Annotated in this window: 16 protein-coding genes; 5 read left to right on the forward strand and 11 right to left on the reverse strand. The window is 70.2% G+C overall.

Annotated features, from left to right (window positions below; all coding sequences use genetic code 11):
- Nucleotides 1–287: 287 nt before the first annotated feature.
- The 3 genes from QNO12_RS14150 to QNO12_RS14160 all read left to right on the forward strand — a co-directional run bounded on the left by QNO12_RS14150 (nt 288) and on the right by QNO12_RS14160 (nt 3,841).
- Nucleotides 288–1,940, forward strand: coding sequence for a sensor histidine kinase (locus QNO12_RS14150; RefSeq protein WP_257501522.1), 1,653 nt, complete (start codon nt 288–290; stop codon nt 1,938–1,940).
- Nucleotides 1,937–3,106: a hypothetical protein gene (locus tag QNO12_RS14155; RefSeq protein WP_257501521.1), complete on the forward strand. Its 1,170-nt coding sequence runs from the start codon at nt 1,937–1,939 to the stop codon at nt 3,104–3,106. Before QNO12_RS14150 ends, QNO12_RS14155 begins: the two co-directional genes overlap by 4 nt.
- Before the next feature lie 183 nt (nt 3,107–3,289).
- The gene (locus QNO12_RS14160) at nt 3,290–3,841 is read left to right on the forward strand and encodes a cell wall protein (RefSeq protein ID WP_257501520.1); all 552 of its coding nucleotides are present in this window, start codon (nt 3,290–3,292) and stop codon (nt 3,839–3,841) included.
- Between the two features lie 97 nt (nt 3,842–3,938).
- On the opposite strand, the gene QNO12_RS14165 is transcribed toward QNO12_RS14160, so the two are convergent.
- Complete coding sequence (locus QNO12_RS14165; protein WP_257501519.1) at nt 3,939–4,631, reverse strand: endonuclease/exonuclease/phosphatase family protein; 693 nt, start codon at nt 4,629–4,631, stop codon at nt 3,939–3,941.
- Between the two features lie 598 nt (nt 4,632–5,229).
- Between QNO12_RS14165 and QNO12_RS14170 the strand changes: the two genes are divergently transcribed.
- Nucleotides 5,230–5,715: a hypothetical protein gene (locus QNO12_RS14170; protein ID WP_257501518.1), complete on the forward strand. Its 486-nt coding sequence runs from the start codon at nt 5,230–5,232 to the stop codon at nt 5,713–5,715.
- Here the strand turns inward: QNO12_RS14170 and QNO12_RS14175 are convergent.
- From QNO12_RS14175 to QNO12_RS14185, 3 genes are all read right to left on the reverse strand, one after another.
- Nucleotides 5,696–6,535, reverse strand: coding sequence for a universal stress protein (locus QNO12_RS14175; protein ID WP_257501517.1), 840 nt, complete (start codon nt 6,533–6,535; stop codon nt 5,696–5,698). The genes QNO12_RS14170 and QNO12_RS14175 overlap by 20 nt on opposite strands.
- Nucleotides 6,536–6,711: 176 nt before the next feature.
- Complete coding sequence (locus QNO12_RS14180; protein WP_257501516.1) at nt 6,712–7,743, reverse strand: tRNA pseudouridine synthase A; 1,032 nt, start codon at nt 7,741–7,743, stop codon at nt 6,712–6,714.
- Between the two features lie 333 nt (nt 7,744–8,076).
- On the reverse strand, nt 8,077–8,949 hold the full coding sequence (locus QNO12_RS14185; protein WP_257501515.1) for a VanZ family protein: 873 nt from the start codon (nt 8,947–8,949) through the stop codon (nt 8,077–8,079).
- 356 nt (nt 8,950–9,305) lie between these two features.
- On the opposite strand from QNO12_RS14185, the gene QNO12_RS14190 reads away from it, so the two are divergent.
- On the forward strand, nt 9,306–11,273 hold the full coding sequence (locus QNO12_RS14190) for an acyltransferase family protein (RefSeq protein ID WP_257501514.1): 1,968 nt from the start codon (nt 9,306–9,308) through the stop codon (nt 11,271–11,273).
- A gap of 61 nt (nt 11,274–11,334) precedes the next feature.
- Here the strand turns inward: QNO12_RS14190 and QNO12_RS14195 are convergent, their stop codons facing one another.
- From QNO12_RS14195 to rpmJ, 7 genes are all read right to left on the reverse strand, one after another.
- The gene (locus QNO12_RS14195; protein WP_257501513.1) at nt 11,335–12,363 is read right to left on the reverse strand and encodes a GNAT family N-acetyltransferase; all 1,029 of its coding nucleotides are present in this window, start codon (nt 12,361–12,363) and stop codon (nt 11,335–11,337) included.
- A gap of 189 nt (nt 12,364–12,552) precedes the next feature.
- The gene (locus QNO12_RS14200) at nt 12,553–13,437 is read right to left on the reverse strand and encodes an endonuclease domain-containing protein (RefSeq protein WP_257501512.1); all 885 of its coding nucleotides are present in this window, start codon (nt 13,435–13,437) and stop codon (nt 12,553–12,555) included.
- A gap of 465 nt (nt 13,438–13,902) precedes the next feature.
- Entirely contained in the window at nt 13,903–14,466 is a 564-nt protein-coding gene (rplQ, locus tag QNO12_RS14205) for a 50S ribosomal protein L17 (RefSeq protein WP_257501511.1), read from the reverse strand.
- A gap of 40 nt (nt 14,467–14,506) precedes the next feature.
- Nucleotides 14,507–15,496 (reverse strand): DNA-directed RNA polymerase subunit alpha, encoded by a 990-nt coding sequence (locus QNO12_RS14210; protein ID WP_257501510.1) that lies wholly within the window; start codon nt 15,494–15,496, stop codon nt 14,507–14,509.
- A gap of 182 nt (nt 15,497–15,678) precedes the next feature.
- Nucleotides 15,679–16,077 (reverse strand): 30S ribosomal protein S11, encoded by a 399-nt coding sequence (gene rpsK, locus QNO12_RS14215; RefSeq protein ID WP_257501509.1) that lies wholly within the window; start codon nt 16,075–16,077, stop codon nt 15,679–15,681.
- Between the two features lie 37 nt (nt 16,078–16,114).
- Nucleotides 16,115–16,489, reverse strand: coding sequence for a 30S ribosomal protein S13 (gene rpsM, locus QNO12_RS14220; RefSeq protein ID WP_257501508.1), 375 nt, complete (start codon nt 16,487–16,489; stop codon nt 16,115–16,117).
- A 264-nt stretch (nt 16,490–16,753) separates the two neighbouring features.
- Nucleotides 16,754–16,870, reverse strand: coding sequence for a 50S ribosomal protein L36 (gene rpmJ / locus QNO12_RS14225; RefSeq protein WP_056224002.1), 117 nt, complete (start codon nt 16,868–16,870; stop codon nt 16,754–16,756).
- Nucleotides 16,871–16,896: the final 26 nt, after the last annotated feature.

Genomic DNA, 16,896 nt, shown 5'->3' on the forward strand with positions numbered 1-16,896 from the left:
CCTGCACCTCGATCATGGCGATCGGACTCACTTCCCCCGCTGAAACTGACCCGGCAGACCGTCTCGGCCGCTCGTTACCGACACTAGGGCGCCGCGGTCCCGCATCCGTATCGGCAGGGCGGATCTTCATGCGTTCGCGGAAATATTGAGGTGGGATGCCGAGATCTTCAGCCAACCTTGCGCCCGCCCGCCCGCGCGCGCGTTCGCCGACGTCGTGATGCGGTATCACGTGCGACTCCGCGATGCCAGCCACCACTCCCGGGACCGCCCCGGATAGACTCGCGAATGTGACCACCGGGGGTAGACGTCGGGCGCTCCCGATGGGGGCGCCCGACGTCCGCACGCGCTCGATCTGGATGACGCAGTTGGTCCTGGCCGCCAGTGTCGTCGTGATCGGTCTGCTCGTCCTCGCCGTGCAGCCGCAGCTGTTCGCGGTGTGGACGTTCACCGCCGGCCTCACCGCGATCATCCTGTTCACGCTGGCCACGTTGATCGTGCCCTGGTCGCGCCTGCCGAAGGTCGCTGTGCTGACCGTCCCCTTCTTGGACGCGCTCGCGATCGGATTCATCGGCATCACCACCGAACAGGCATTCAGCTTTCTGTGGGTGTTCCCGGTGATGTGGGTGTCGATGAACTTCCGCGCCGAGACGATCGGGGCGATGCTCGGCGTGATCGGCGCCATCCTGCTGATCGACGCGACGGCGCCATGGGGAACCGGACCGACGCTGACGATCTTCATCGTCATGCTGTCGCTGACCTTCATCGGCATCACCACCCACCTGGCGATCCGCCGGACGCGCTCACTGCGGCGGCTGCTGATCCGCCAGGCCGGGCGCCTGAACGCGACGGCCGACCGCCGCAAGGACCAGGAGCGCAGCGCCCGCGAGATCCTGAACGGCGTCGACACCGGGATCGCACGGATCTCCAAGGCCGGTGCCGTGCTCGCCGTGAACGACTCCTACACCCGGCTGTACGCGCTCGATCCGCTGGACCCCAGTCTTCCGGCGCGGTCGGTCGAGTACACCGGCCTTCGCGAGATGCCCATCCCCGCGATGGACCGTCCGTTCGCGCGGGCCGCGCGCGGTGAGACCTTCTCCGACGTCCGCGTCTGGCTGTTCACCCCGAAGGGCGAATGGCACGCGCTGTCGGTCAGCACCAAGCGAGTGCAGGCTTCCGCGCGCGAGGAGCCCAGCCACCTCCTCGTCGTCAACGACATCACGGACATCACCCATGCCGAACGCGAGCGCGCGAGGCTGGCGGCGATCGCGTCGCACGAGCTCAAGCATCCGCTGACCGTCCTGATCGGAAACGCCGAACTCGCCCTCGAGAGCGATGACCTGACCCCCAAGACGCGACAGCGCATCGAAACCATGCTGGGGGCGAGCAATCGGATGGTGGAGATGACGGCGAGCATGCTCACCTCTTCGCGGACCACAGGAAATTACACCCACGACGAGATCGACCTGTCCGAGATCGTCGCCGACTCCGTCGCCTCGTTCAGCCCGACCGCACGCGCACACAACGTCACGATCGACACTCCGGTCGCCAACCCGCTGCTCATCGTCGGCGATGCCTTCCGGCTTCGGCAGGTGATCGACAACCTGCTCAGCAACGCGATCAAGTACACGCCCTCGGGCGGACGCATCCAGATCCGGACCCGGCGCGACGGGACGACCGCGGAGTTCGTCGTGGCCGACACCGGCATCGGGGTGTCCGCGGAGGAGCTGCCGAAGCTGTTCGACCCGTACTACCGGGCGCCGGCCGCGAAGGAGACGGCGACCGGAACCGGCCTGGGGCTGGGCATCACGCACGAGATCGTCACCTCGCACAACGGGACGCTCTCGATCGAGAGCGAGACCGGCGTCGGCACGACCGTGACGGTGCGGCTGCCCACCTCCGCGGCGATCGCGTCCCGAGCCGGCGCAGGGGAGACAGCGTGATCGACATCGACGCCGCATCGGGGTGGTCCTTCCAGCTCGCGCACGCCGCGCTCGCCACACTGGCGACGCTGCTCACCGTCGGCGTCGCGTTCCTGAGCAGACCGGGCAAGGCGACGCTGTACTGGTCGTGCGCCTTCACTCTCGCCATGGTCGCCACCTTCGGTGTGGCCGCAAGCGAGGCCAACGGCTCCGAGCTCATCCGGCGCATCTGCCTGGGCGCGCTGATGGGGGGCTCGGCACTGCTGTGGTCGGGCTTCCGCGCCTATTGGGCGGTGCGCCCGTTCGTCTGGGTGGGACCCGTCGTCGGCGTGCTGTCGGCGATCGCACTCGTCGCCACCGGCGACGGCGGGGGATTCAGCGTCGCCTACCGCGTGGTGTTCCTGGTCGCGTCGGCCTTCGCGATCCTGCTGTTCGTGGATTGGCTGCGCTTCGGCGATCGCGGCAACCGCCTGCTGCAGCCCCTCATGGTGATCTCGGTCGCGTTCGGTGTGGTGGGGATCGGGAACGCGGTCGCCGGCCTGATCTATCCGCCGACCACCGGGGACGATCTCATCGTCGTGCGCTCGATCTCATCGATCGGCCTGCTCCTGTACGTGGCATCCGCGCTCGTGGCCATCCTCGGCCTGTCATGGCGAGAGAGAAGCCTGCGCAGCCCGGCCGCCGCACCGTGTGACTGGGAGGCGTTCGAGCTCGGGGCGAGCGATCGCCTCGCCAGCGCGCAGCGCACCGCCGAACAGTGCTCGATCGTGTACCTGCGGATGGACGACGCCGCTGAAATCCGCCAGGCGGCGGGCACCGTGGCGCAGCTGGAGAGTGCGAAAAGCCTCACCCGGCTGATCCGGTCCGCATTTCCGCCCGACTGCAGCGTGTGCCCGGACGCGACCGGCACCTTCGTGCTGATCCCCCACCCGGACGCCACCGTGCGCGCACTCCTGAGTTCGTGCCTCGAGCAGGTCGGTCAGCTCGAAGTACCCGGCCAGCTGCCCGTTCACCCCTCGGCGAGTGCGGGATGGGCGGCGACCTCGACGCTCGGGTACGACCTGAATACGCTGATCCTGATGAGCCGCGAGGCGGCGATCCTGGCCAGCCAGAACGGCGGCGACCGCTGGGAGCGGATGAGCGCGGCCGTGGTCCGGCGGCTGCTCATGGGCGAGGGCGTCGGGTAGCTTCGGCGCTCTGCGCTGGTCCGGCCGCCGGATCGACGCGCGATCAGCGACCACGATGCTTGCCGATACCTGCGGCGGCCCGTAGTCTGGAGAGACTGGCACCGCAGCTTCTGCTGGCGGTGCCTCCGTCTTGATGCCGACCCTCCGCACTCGATGCCGCCCCCCGCACCGCGAGAGAGATCCATGAAGCACCCCGTTCGCACACTTCTGACGGCCTCGGCCTTCGCCGCCTTGGTTGCCCTGGCACTGCCCTCCGCGGCATCCGCCAATGCGATCTACCCTCCGTCGGGGTCGTGCACCGTCTCGCCCGCCACGGCTTCTGCCGGTGAGACGCTGCGGTTCCAGTGCGCGGCCGAGACATTCTCGCCGGACGAGCCGGTCACGATCACGGTGACGGGTGAGAACGGCTCGGGAGCCTCGATCGGCATGATCAAGTTCGCGATCAGCACCGCCAGCGGTACCGCGCGGTCCACGGAGATCGGCTCGCTTCCCGCGGTGCCGATCACGCTGCCCTCGAACGCGAGCGGCACGTACATCATCGCCGCCGTCTCGCCGACCTCCGCCGGCAGCACGGCCGCCGCGACAGTCAGCAACGCCAGCGGCGGACTGCCCACCACCGGCATGGACAGCGCGTCGCTGACCGGTCTGTGGATCGGCGGAGGCGCGCTCGTGCTCGCCGGCGCCGCCCTCGGTGTGACGGCGATGGTACGCCGCTCACGCAACAACGCGGACTGAGCGACCTCGCGTCGGGCGGCGACCGGTTCGGTCGCTGCGCCGCGGTCCGGGTCAGGCGGCGTTCGCCGTCCGGGTCAGGCGGCGTTCGCGGTCCGGGTCAGGCGGCGTTCGCCGCGGACTGGCTGGTGATGTGCGCGGTCACCAGGATCGGCAGGTGGTCGCTGAGGCCCTGCGGCAGTGTCCGGACGCGGTCGATCGTGAACCCGACGGAGGTTGCGAAGTCATAGTGTCCGCGGAAGAACCGGTAGCGCGTGTATGTGCGCGCGTCGCTGAGGTTCAGCTCGTACCCGTGCTCGCGGATCTTCTGCCCCAGGTTCTCCTTGAACACCGGATAGTTGTAGTCTCCCACCATCAGCACCGGAATGCCTTCGCCCAACTGCTGCAGTTCGGTCAGCGCGGTGCGGATCTGGTGGCGACGGAGTGAGTTCAGCGCGGTGAGCGGCGCGGCGTGGAAGGATCCGACGATCACGTCGCGGTTCTGGTCGATGTCGTGCAGCCGGACGCCCAGCATCCGCTCTTCAGCGGGCTTGAGCACGCGGTCGTGCATGGACTTCTTCAGAGCCATGGAGCGGACATCCACGAGGCGGAACGTGTTCTCGCGATAGTAGACGGCCAGGCCGAGGCGGTTGCGCGAGGTGGCGTTGGCCAGGCGGAGCCCGCCGATCGTGTCGGGCATGCTCGTGGTGTCGCACTCCTGGAGGCAGAGCACGTCCGCGCTGTGACGGGAGACGAGTGCCGCGAGCTCGCCCGCGGCGCGATGCTTGCGCAAGTTGTAGGAGATCACCTTCATAGCGATCCCAGCCTATGACGCCCCGCTTTCCGGGGCATGCACCCTTGACAATGACATGCCGATTTCCCAGCCCTCGCCCGGGTTCCCGGGCGCCGGCCCCGCCCCGCCGCCAGTGCGCGTCGCCGCCCGCGAGGTGCACGTTGCTGCCCGTGAGAGTGCACGTCACCACTGCCCACAGTGCGCGTTACTGCCCGCGAGAGTACACGTCACCACTGCCCAGAGTGCGCGTTGCTGCCCGCGAGAGTGCGTGTCCCCGGCGCTCGCGGTGCGGCTTTCGGCCCCCGAGAGTGCACGCCTGCAGCAGGTGCGCCTCCGTGTGCAACCCGGTCAGGCGCTCTGCGTCCCCCAACACGCACCCTCGGCAGCAGGGGGACGCACCCTCCGCAACGACGACATGCACTCGCGCGGGCGGCGAGATGCACTCTCGGCAGCAGGGACGTGCACTCTCGGCAGCAGGGACGTGCACTCTCGACAGCAGGGACATGCACTCGCGCGGGCGGGGACATGCACCCCCGGCGGCGAGGATGGGCCCGCGATGTACGAAAACCTGCGCCCGGCCACTCCTGCACGGGGACAGGACCGAGGACAGGGACCCCGCATGACCACGAGAATGATGCACCCGAAGCGCGCCGCGCGCGTGCGCCCGCGGCGGCTCGATACCGCCAGCACCGCCAGCCCGGCATCCCCCGACGACTCCGGGGGCTCCCTCGCCGAGGCGGTCCGGATCGCCCGTCAGGCGCGGATCGCGGCCGAGCGCGCGCTGCGCCGAAGCGAGATCGAACGTGATCGCGCCGGACGCGCGCTCGAGCTGACCCTCCCGCCGCGGATCGATGAGACCGAACGTACCCGGCTGCGCGCCGTCCACTCGGATGCCGCCGCCGCCGTCCGCGAGGCACGAGCAGCGGTCGATCGGGCGCGCGCCGTCGAGGATGCCGCGACCGCGATCCGCGACAACGCCGACGACGACGGGAGCCGTCTGAGCCAGGACCTCGCACGGAGTCTGCTGCGGTTCCTCGAGTCCCGGCGCGCCGCAGGAGCCGGGGCCGACTCGACCTCCGCCCCGCTCAGCGCACGATCGACGTGATCGTCGCCAGCCGAGCCAGCACCTCTTCGCTGATCGAACCGAGCAGGAGGCGCGCGACGGCGCCACGACCGTGCGAGCCCAGCACCGCGAGTCGCGCGGATCCGGCCATTCGGTTCAGGATCTCGGACGGGTACCCTTCCTCGACGTGCTTGACGATCTCCAGATCCGGATAGTCCTGCCGCAGTCCGGCAACCGACAGCGCGAGCGCCTCCTCGGCCAGCGACTGCATGTTGCGCAGATACTCCTCGGGATACACGCCCGGGTTGTGCGGAGTGACGACCGGCGTCCACACGGTGACGACGGTGAGCGGCTCGCGCATCCGGTCGGCCTCAGCCGCGGCGAAGGCGATCGCCCGCTCCGACACATCCGACCCGTCCGCGCCGACCAGCACACCCGACCGCCCGGACACGTCCAGATCCGGAACCACGACCACCGGGCAGCGCGCTCCGGACACGATCCGCACACCATGGGCACCGCGCGCGGGCCCGGAGTCCGGACCGCGGTAGTCGCTGCCGATCACCAGAAGGGCGGCATCCGCTGCGGCATCGATCAGACGCTTGACCGGGTTGCCCCGCTCGACCCGCACGGTCGCGACGACGCCGCGCTCCTCGATCCGCCGCACCTCGTCCTCGAGGCGCTGACGGCTCGTTTCCATGGCCTCCTCGATGACCGCGCGCTCTCCCACCGCGCCGACCGCTCCGCCGACCACGGAGATGAGTTCGACGGTCTGCCGCCGATCGGCCGCCCGCTGCACGGCCCAGTCCAGGGCGCGGCGCGACACCGGCGCATCGGTGATTCCTACGACAATCCTGTTGGTCACGTTGTCCCCCTCTTCCTCCAACCTACGCCGGAAGGGCGCGCCGGCGGGCGGGGGCGACCGGCTCGGCGCGCTTCGGAGGACGATCGGATGCCACGGCCGCACTCGCCGGCCACCTCCGTCCGCCGCACCGGATCCCGCTCACTGCCGCTGCGAAACAGGCGGGCAAACGCTCGCGTTCACTCGAGGTCGCGCCGGGCTCGAGTCTGCTCGGCACGCCGGGCGAGGAGTTCATCGGAGGGATAGCCGACCTCGGTGAGGGTCAGTCCGCGCGCGGCGATCACGGTGAAGTCGCTCGTGCGCAGGCCTTCGTCTCGGATGTCCCGCACGTCATCGACATCCAGCCGGCCCTGACCCACCGCCACACACGCGCCGACGAGCGCGCGGACCATGCTGTGGCAGAACGCGTCCGCTTTCACGTTCGCGACCAGGACGCCCTCGGCATCCCGTCGCCAGTCGAACTCGAGCAGGGTTCTGATGGTCGTGGCCATCTCGCGGGGTTTGCAGTACGCCGCGAAGTCGTGCAGGCCGATCAGCGATCGCGCCGCGGCATCCATCGCCTGCTCGTCCAGCGCCGCCCGCACGGTGGTGGTGCGGTGACGCTCGAGGGGGTCGTAGCCGGTGACGGTGTCGGAGATCCGATAGGAGTAGCGCCGCCACACCGCCGAGAAACGGGCGTCGAAGCCTTCGGGCGCGACGGATGAGTGATGCACCGCGACGTCGGAGTACGACCCGACGACGCCGCGCACGCGCGCCGCGAGTCGGGCGGCCGCCGCGGCGAGGCCGGGATCGGGCGCGGAAGCGGGGACGGTCAGATCGGGCGGCGGGGTGGCAGCGGTCGGATCGGGCGCGGAAGCGGGGACCGTCCGGTCGGGCGGCAGGGTGGCAGCGGTCGGATCGGGCGCGGAAGCGGGGACGGTGGCATTGGGAGCTGCGGTGGGCGCCCCGGGATGGCGGTCGGCCGCCCCGGCGACGCCGACTCGGCTCCGCCGCAGCCGCGCCACCTGGTTCGCGGCGAGGTCGACGTGGGCGACCTGTCCCGTGGCGTGCACTCCGGCATCGGTCCGACCCGCGACGACGAGCGACGCGGTGCCGCCGAGGATGCGCTCCAGCGCGCCCTCGACCGTCCCCTGCACCGTGCGGAGGCCGGGCTGGCGCGCCCAGCCGCGAAAGTGCGTCCCGTCGTAGGCGATGTCGAGACGGATGCGCACCCGCTCAGTGTAGTTGCGGCCCGCGGTGGGTCCCCCCTGCGGCGCTGCCCGGGACGCATGACCTCCGCGGGGGCGCATGCCCTCTTTCCCGCGCCGATCCCCAGAGCCCGGCACCCGTGTCCCGATAAGGCAGAGCTCCCTCACCCGTGTCCCGAAAGGGGCCGGAGAGCTTCCTCACCCGTGTCCCGATAAGGCAGTGCCCCCTCACCCGTGTCCCGAAAGTTGTTGCCCAGCGGCCTTCCAAGCAACAACCAGTGGGACACGAAACGGGAGGGTGGGCATGGGAGGGAGGGCCGGAGTCGGGGAGGAGAGCGCCCCGGAATCGACGACCGGCTATCGCGGGACGTCGCTGGGCAGCGGCGGCTTCGGCGGAATGCCCACGGACGGGATGCCGACCCCCGCCGACTCCGATGCAGCAGCGCTCGTGCCGACGTCCGACGCCGACGCCGAGGCACCAGCGCTCGGCCCGACACCCCTCGCCGACTCCGATGCACCAGCGCTCGGCCCGACACCCCCCGCCGACTCCGACGCAGCAGCAGTCGCACCGACGCCCTCCCCCGACTCCAACGCCCCGGCCGCCGACGCACTAGCGGTCCCGACCGACCGGATGCCGTCGCCCTGGCCCCGCTGCGATGCGGCGAGCGCCGCGCTCCCCGACGGCCGCGGAGGCCGCGGGGGCACGAGCGGCAGCGGCGGGACGTGCGGGGGGACGAAGCCCACGGTGGCCCAGGCATCCGTCGCGCTGTCGGGTTGCGGCATCCGAGCGGCCGGACGACGCGGGGGAAGCGCTCGGCGGTATTCCACGAACGCCACGATCAGCATCCCGATGCACGCACCGGCGGTGTTGGCGATGATGTCGAGGGTGCTCGGCGTGCGCTTGTCCAGGAGCAGCCCCTGAGCGCACTCGATCGCGACGGTGACGACGATCGCGATCGGGAGGATCAGGTAGCGGCGGCGCAGGATGAGCATGAGGAGCACGCCGAGCGGGACGAACAGCAGGATGTTCGCGGAGAACTCGATGCGCGCGTAGGTCAGAGCCGGGAACACCCGGGTGATCGTGCGCAGCAGCGGACCGGCGCCGCCGTCGACCGGGACCGGCCAGAGCGCGATGAGCGCGAGGGTGACGGCGTACACCGCGAGCACGAGTCGCGCGCGGGCGCGGCGGGTGGCGGGCAGCTTCCGGGGGGATGATTCAGCGGTGGTCATGCGGGCCTTTCAGTCGGACGCCGCAACGCTGATGCGTGGGCCAGAGCTTACCGGACCCGGCTGGGCGCAGTGGAGCGGAGCTGACCACCGGTGCCTCCGGCATCGCCCGGCTGCCGAAGGCACCGGCATCGCCCGGCCTGCCGGAGGCACCGGCATCGCCCGGCTGCCGAAGGCACCGGCATCGCCCGGCTGCCGGAGGACAGCGCCTCCGCCGCAGGCCCCGGCCTGCCGAAGGCTCTGGCAACCCCCGGCCTGCCCGAGGACAGCAACTCCGCGGACGCGCCGACCGCAGCGCGCGGCGGCCCGGCGGTGTCGCACCCGCCTTTTAGACTGAGGGCTGCCATCCCTGGAAGTTGATGACCTCGCACACCCTCCCTCGCTCCCCCGCCCGATACGCAGGCCTCGACGGCATGCGCGCCATCGCGGTGACCCTCGTCGTCATCTACCATCTGTTCCCCGCGTCGGTGGTGCAGGGCGGCTTCATCGGCGTCGATGTGTTCTTCGTGATCAGCGGCTTCCTGATCACGACGCTCCTGCTGCGCGAGCAGACCGCCACCGGACGCATCGGATTGCGCGCGTTCTGGCAGCGCCGGGCGCGGCGCCTGATTCCGGCGCTGGCGGCCGTGGTCACGGTGTGCGCCACCGCGGCCTGGCTCGTCGGCGGCGATGTCCTGGTGCGCCTCGGCGAGCAGGTGCTGGGCGCGGCGACCTTCAGCTACAACTGGGTCTCCATCGCCGAGGGGACCGGATACTTCTCGGCCGCGACGCCCGAGCTGTTCCGCAACTTCTGGTCCCTCGCCGTCGAGGAGCAGTTCTACCTGCTGTGGCCGCTGCTGCTCCCGCTGTTCCTGCTGCTGCCCCGGGCGTGGGGGCGTGCGGCGGCCGTGCTGGCCCTGGCCGCGGCATCCGCTGTCTGGATGGGGGTCGTGGTGTCCTCGGGAACGGACGTGACCCGCGCGTACTTCGGCACCGACACACACGCGTTCGGCGTCCTGCTGGGCATCGCGCTGGCGTTCCTGCTCCAGCGGATGCTGGCACGGGCGCGCCAGGCCGACTCGACCCCCGCTGCGACCGGCTCCCGCCGAGTGCGGGTCGCGACCGGACTGACCGGCAGCGTAGCCCTGGCCGGACTCGTCGCCCTCGCGCTGCTGCCTCCGACGTTCACCGCCGTGACGTTTCCGGGCACGATCGCCGCTGCCAGCATCCTGAGCGGGATCGCCATCGTCGCGGGGGTGTGGCCGGGCTCGACCTTCGGGCCCGTGATCGACGGGCAGCCGCTGCGCTGGATCGGCGACCGTTCGTACGGCATCTACCTGTGGCACTGGCCGCTGCTCGTGCTGCTGGTCGCCGGCATCCAGCGCACCAGCCCGGACGCCGGCGTCCCGGAATGGATCGGCGGCGTCGCGCTCGGTCTGACCCTGGCCACCGCCGAGCTGTCGTACCGCGTTCTGGAGACGCCGGTGCGGCGGTACGGGTTCCGGGGGTCACTCGCGCGCAGGAGCGCCCGCCTGCTCGGATCGCCCACAGCGCGCGTACGCGCCATCGCGAGCGTCGCGGTGACCGTGCTGCTGGTCGGCGGGACCTCCGCCGCGATCGCCGCAGCGCCGGACGTGTCCTCCGCGCAGTCCGCGGTCCAGGCCGGTCGCGAGGCGCTCGATGCCGCCGTGAACCCGGCGCCTGCCGCGTCCGCTGTGCCTGCGCAGCCGCAGGCGCCGCCTGCCGCGACCTCCGGGCAACGCGTGCTGCCGACGCCCTCCCCCACCCCGGTCGCCGGCGACGAGATCACCGCGGTCGGCGACTCGGTGATGCTGGCCTCCGCCGCCGGGCTGCTCGAGCGGTTCGCGGGGATCACCGTGGACGCCGCGGTGTCGCGGTCCACGTGGGCGGGTCCCGGCATCCTGCAGGCGCTGTCCGACAGTGGTCAGCTGCGCTCGTACGTGGTCGTCGCACTCGGGACCAACGGACCGCTGAACGCGGAGGCGATGGAGCAGATGGCGCAGATCGTCGGTCCCGACCGCACGCTCGTGCTCGTGAACGCGTTCGCGCCGCGCGACTGGATCCCCGGCGTCAACGCGGACCTCGCCGCCTTCGCCGCCTCCCACCCCGGCGTGTTCGTCGCGGACTGGTCGGCCGCGATCGCCGGTCACACCGACCTGCTCGCCGGGGACGAGATCCACCCGGGGGATGCCGGCGCCCGGGTCTTCGCCGACACCGTCGCCACCGCGGTCGCCGAGGCTGAGCAGGCGCGCGCCGATGCCGCGTACCAGGTCGAGATGCGCGCATACCGGCGGCTGCATCACAGCGAGGTGCGGGTGCCGGAGTAGCCCGGATCCTCGCGCGGCCCGCGGTCCGCGCCGCGGCGGCCCGAGAGACCCGGCCCCCGCGCTAGAAGCGCCGGACCAGCGCCGCCTGCCGCTGCGTCGGCCGGAAGCCGAGGCGTTCGTACAGCCGGTGCGCGCCGGTCTTGCTCGCGGTGTCCACGTCCAGCACGGCCTGCTCGAGCCCGGCGGCCTTCGCCGCCTCGAGCGTCCGCGCGATCACCGCCGGCGCCAGCCCGCGGCCCCGGTAGTCCCGCACGACCCCGATGAGGTCGATGTAGGTGTTCGGGGCGCCGAGCGCCGCCCAGTCCTCCTCGTTCACCGACGCCAGGCAGAACGCCACCACCTGTCCCTCGGCGAGGGCGAGCGTGGACAGGTCCGGACGCAGGAACGGCCCGCCCACGAACTGCTCCCACCGCTCCGGCGTGCTGGGCAGGCTTCCCCAGTGGTCGCGGAAGGCATCGTTGCGAGCCGCGAGCACATCCGCGGAGCGATCGGCCGTGTACGGGACCAGCTCGATACCCTCAGCGGCAGCCGGCGCATCGACCTGCGCCGACAGGTCGCGCTGCATGGACGTGAACCACCGCTCGGTGCGCAGGCCGAGCCGCTCGCCCAGGGTCACAGCATCCGTGTTGCCCTCATCGACGTACTGGAAGATCGCCGCGTCCGCAGTGGGCCCCGTGCTGGCGAGGATCTCGCTCGCCCGCGCGTAGAGCCACCCGATGAGCTGCGTGCCGATCCCCCGCCTGCGCCAGTCCGGGTGCACCGTGCCCTGCAGGTACGCGTGCAGCTCGGCATCCTGCGTGGGATGCACCATCGCCCACCCCATGGCCACCACCGTGCCGTCGGGCGCGATGGCCAGCAGCGTGTCCCGGGCGACATCGACGTGCGATAGCTCGAAGATGTCGGCGATGTCCTCGCGCGGGGTCACCCACGTGGGGTGGTCCAGCCGATCGGATGCCACCACCGCCGCATGCACCGCATCGATGTCCTCGACGGTGGCGGGTCGGAACACGACGTCCGGATGCTGCGGCAGAGCGGGCGGTCCGGCATCCAACCGCTCGGACAGGGGTCGACGGGTCGCTGGCTCACTCACGCCCGCAAGCGTACTCGGCGGCGCGGGCGTCTTCGATCCGGCCGGAGGCGCGCGAGGGCCACAACTCCTGCAAATGTCGCTGCGCGTGTGCATCCCGCGCAGGCGCGCAAGCCCTGGCGCGCAGCGCGCCGCTGAGTCTGCAGGAGTTGTGCGCCGCCGATGGTCACACTGCCCGCCACGGGAGGCGGCTCAGCGGTATGACCAGGCCGATCGTGCGGCGAGAAGGCCGCGGATTGCGGATGCGACGCGGTCGGGGTGGTGCAGCAGGTCCTCGGCAAGTACGCGGAGTGTGACATAGCCCTGCTCCGCCGCGGCGAGATCCCGCCGCCGGTCGTCGCGCTGCTTCACCCATCCCTCGTGATGGGCCTTGCTGTCGCACTCGAGGATCAGGAAGCCGTCGACCACGAAGTCCACGCGCCCTACGCCGGGTATCCAGACCTGAGGCTCGAACGAGATCGGCAGCTCCCGGAGTATCAGCCGCTGCAAGGTCTCTGGACCGGATTCCGCCCTCCCGTCGACCTGTTCCAGAAGGGCGATGCAGCGCGCGGGCAGCCCGGAGAACGCCTCTCGCACCTGCGGCATGGTCATGACCTGCACGTGCAGCAGGCTGTCGATCGTCGCGATGACTTCGCGCGTGGGCAAGCATCGCGCCATCTCGCGCACGGCATCGTGCAGAGACACCATGTGCGCGGGCGAAGAAGGGTCGGTGGCGTCCGACCAGTGCAGCCGGATTTCCGACGCCTGCCCCCTCATCCAGCGCGTCCGACTGTCGTCAGGCATGCGCAATCGGGACATGGCACGAGGCACCTGCACGTGCGTGCGGTGCGCGGCGAACACGAAGACCTCGGGTGCGGCCAGCGCGATGGCGCTGATGCAGGTGAGCCGTCCCCCGATCCGCACGGCTCTCGCAACCGCGCGGTTCGCGTCGGCGACGACGTAGTGATCGCGTCGCAGTCTGATCAGCGTGCCGTCGCGAACCGCGCGGGTGATCTGCTTCGGCCGGTAGCCGAGCTGGAGCAGATCCAGGCGAGAGAACACCGTCGTCCGCAGGACGTCCATCGCAGCCGCTTCCACAGCAGCAGAATGGAGTCCGCCGCGGTCCCGCGGGGGTTCCGTGCCGACACCTGTGGTGAACTCCCGCTCAGGCGGGACTGGGGAGGCGTGGTTCGGCGCACACGCCACCGGGCCTCCGGGCTGCGCGGCGCACAGCTCCTGCACACCCCGCTGCGCCGCGGCGGCCGGGCCGGAACTTCCGCGTCCGCCGCCCCTCAGACAGCCAAAGTGCAGGAGTTATGCGTCGCCGGCCGCGACCTGCCGGCGGCGCCGCCCCACCGGGCTGCGGCGCATAGCTCCTGCATCCCCTGCTCCGCCGCGGCGCCCGTTCCGGAACTTCCGCGTCCGCCGCCCCACAGACACCCAAAGTGCAGGAGTTATGCGCCCACGCCCGCGACCTGCCGGCGCCAACCACACCCGCCCCCCGCAACGCAGCGAGACCCGCGTGCCGGCAGGCACGCGGGTCTCGCTGGCAGAGCTGAAGTGCTAGGCCTTCTCGGCAGCCTCGGCGGTGACCGCGGCTTCTTCGGCGGCTTCGTCGTCCGCGGCGATCTCGACCGCGGCTTCGGCGGCCTCGTCGGCCTCGGTGACGGTCTCGTCAGCCTCGACCTCGTCGGCGGGAGCCGATTCGGCAGCGGGCGCGGCAGCTGCGGCGGCAGCGGCCTTCTTCGCGCTCTTCGGCTTCGGGTTCACCGGCTCGAGGACGAGCTCGATGACGGCCATGGGGGCGTTGTCGCCCTTGCGGTTTCCGACCTTCGTGATACGGGTGTAGCCACCCTCACGGTCGGCGACCAGCGGCGCGATCTCGGTGAACAGGACGTGCACGACTTCCTTGTCACCGATGATCGACAGCACGCGACGACGCGCGTGCAGGTCGCCGCGCTTGGCGAACGTGACCAGTCGCTCGGCGAGGGGACGCAGGCGCTTGGCCTTGGTCTCGGTCGTCTTGATCGACTTGTGCGTGAACAGGGCCGCGGCGAGGTTCGCCAGCATGAGGCGCTCGTGTGCGGGTCCGCCTCCGAGGCGGGGTCCCTTCGTGGGCTTAGGCATTCTTCATTACTCCAGGATCAGAATTCGGGGGAACCGGGACTCAGACGGTTTCGTCGTCGTAGCCGCCGTAGAAGTGTGCACCGTCGAACCCGGGGACCGAGTCCTTCAGCGACAGACCGAGCGAGACGAGCTTGTCGCGCACCTCGTCGACCGACTTCTGACCGAAGTTGCGGATGTTCATCAGCTGCGTCTCCGACAGGGCGACCAGTTCGCTGACCGTGTTGATGCCTTCACGCTTGAGGCAGTTGTACGACCGGACGGACAGGTCGAGGTCCTCGATCGGCATCGACAGCTCGTTGGACAGGACGGTCTCGACCGGCGCGGGGCCGATCTCGATGCCCTCGGCCTCGACGTTCAGCTCGCGTGCCAGGCCGAACAGCTCGGTCAGGGTGCGACCGGCCGAAGCGACGGCGTCACGCGGTGCCATCGAGTTCTTCGTCTCGACGTCCAGCACGAGCTTGTCGAAGTCGGTGCGCTCGCCGGCACGGGTGGCCTCGACGCGGTAGCTGACCTTGAGCACGGGCGAGTAGATCGAGTCGATGGGGATCTGGCCCGACTCGGCGTACTCGTTGCGGTTCTGGGTGGCCGAGACGTAGCCGCGGCCACGCTCGATCGTCAGCTCGAGCTCGAACTTCGCCGTGTCGTTCAGGGTGGCGATGACCAGCTCGGGGTTGTGCACCTCGACGCCGGCCGGAGCCGAGATGTCAGCGGCAGTGACCTCGCCGGCACCCGTCTTGCGCAGGTACGCGGTGATGGGCTCGTCGCGCTCGCTCGAGACGACGAGCTGCTTGATGTTCAGGATGATCTCGGTGACGTCTTCCTTCACGCCGGGGATCGTGCTGAACTCGTGCTGGACGCCGTCCAGACGGATGCTGGTGACAGCTGCGCCGGGGATCGAAGAGAGCAGGCTGCGACGCAGCGCGTTGCCGATCGTGTAACCGAAACCGGGTTCCAGGGGTTCGATGATGAACCGGCTGCGGAACTCCCCGATCTTCTCCTCGGTCAGTGTCGGACGCTGTGCAATAAGCACTATGTGTTCCTTTCGGCTAAGTGCCCGCTATTTGACACTTGCAGTGATGAGTTGTGTTGAGTTTTTCTCGAGGATGCCGTGAACCACGTGCCGCGGCATCCGTGACCTGATACGGCCGCTGCGCGGCCTGCTCGACAACCGTCTGGGGCTGTGGAGCAGACCGCGCGCGGCGCGAAGGGGTCTCAGACGCGGCGGCGCTTGGGCGGGCGGCAGCCGTTGTGCGCCTGCGGCGTCACATCGTTGATCGAACCCACCTCGAGGCCGGCGGCCTGAAGCGAACGGATGGCGGTCTCGCGGCCGGAGCCGGGACCCTTCACGAAGACGTCGACCTTCTTGACGCCGTGCTCCTGCGCCTGGCGGGCGGCCGATTCGGCGGCCATGCCAGCGGCATACGGAGTCGACTTGCGCGAGCCCTTGAAGCCCACGCCGCCCGAGGACGCCCAGCTGATGACAGCGCCGGACGGGTCGGTGATCGAGACGATCGTGTTGTTGAACGTCGACTTGATGTGGGCGTGGCCCAGTGCGATGTTCTTCTTTTCCTTGCGACGCGGCTTGCGCGCGGCGGTCTTAGGTGCAGCCATGTGCGATTCTCCTGAATCCTGATGCGCAGGCGGCGGCCTAGCGCGCCTTCTTCTTGCCGGCGACGGTGCGCTTGGGGCCCTTGCGGGTACGTGCGTTGGTCTTGGTCCGCTGACCGTGGACGGGCAGGCCGCGACGGTGGCGGATGCCCTGGTACGAGCCGATCTCGACCTTGCGGCGGATGTCGGCGGCGACCTCGCGACGGAGGTCACCCTCCACCTTGTAGTTGCCCTCGATGTGGTCGCGCAGCTGGATCAGCTGCTCGTCCGTGAGGTCCTTGACGCGGACGTCAGGGCTGATCCCGGTCGCTGCGAGGATGTCCTTCGAGCGGTTGGGGCCTACGCCGTAGATGTAGGTGAGGGCGATCACCACGCGCTTGTCGCGCGGGATGTCAACGCCGGCAAGACGTGCCATGCGGTTCTCCTGGAGTGTGATGGAGGTGTGGAGCAGAATCGGTGCCCGGGCCTCCAGCCCGAGGTGTCCCCTCCGAGGAGGTTCTGAATCTGCTTGTGGTCCTCCCCCGGTCATCGGGCAGCGGCGCGGCCGCGTAGCGAGACGGAGGAGAAGTCTTTATGGAGTTGTGTCTGTGGCCGAGATCTCGATACGCGCGCTGCGCGCGCTACTGGATCTTGACCCGAGTCGCATCAACGCCGTTTCACGGCGGTGATCCGACTCGACTCAACCCTGGCGCTGCTTGTGGCGCGGGTTGGACTTGCAGATGACCATGACGACGCCGTGACGGCGGATCACCTTGCAGTGATCGCAGATGGGCTTGACGCTGGGATTGACCTTCATGTTTTTTCCTGTTCGCTGTCTTCGTA

The sequence above is a fragment of the Microbacterium sp. zg-B185 genome (genome assembly GCF_030246885.1).
GTDB lineage: Bacteria > Actinomycetota > Actinomycetes > Actinomycetales > Microbacteriaceae > Microbacterium.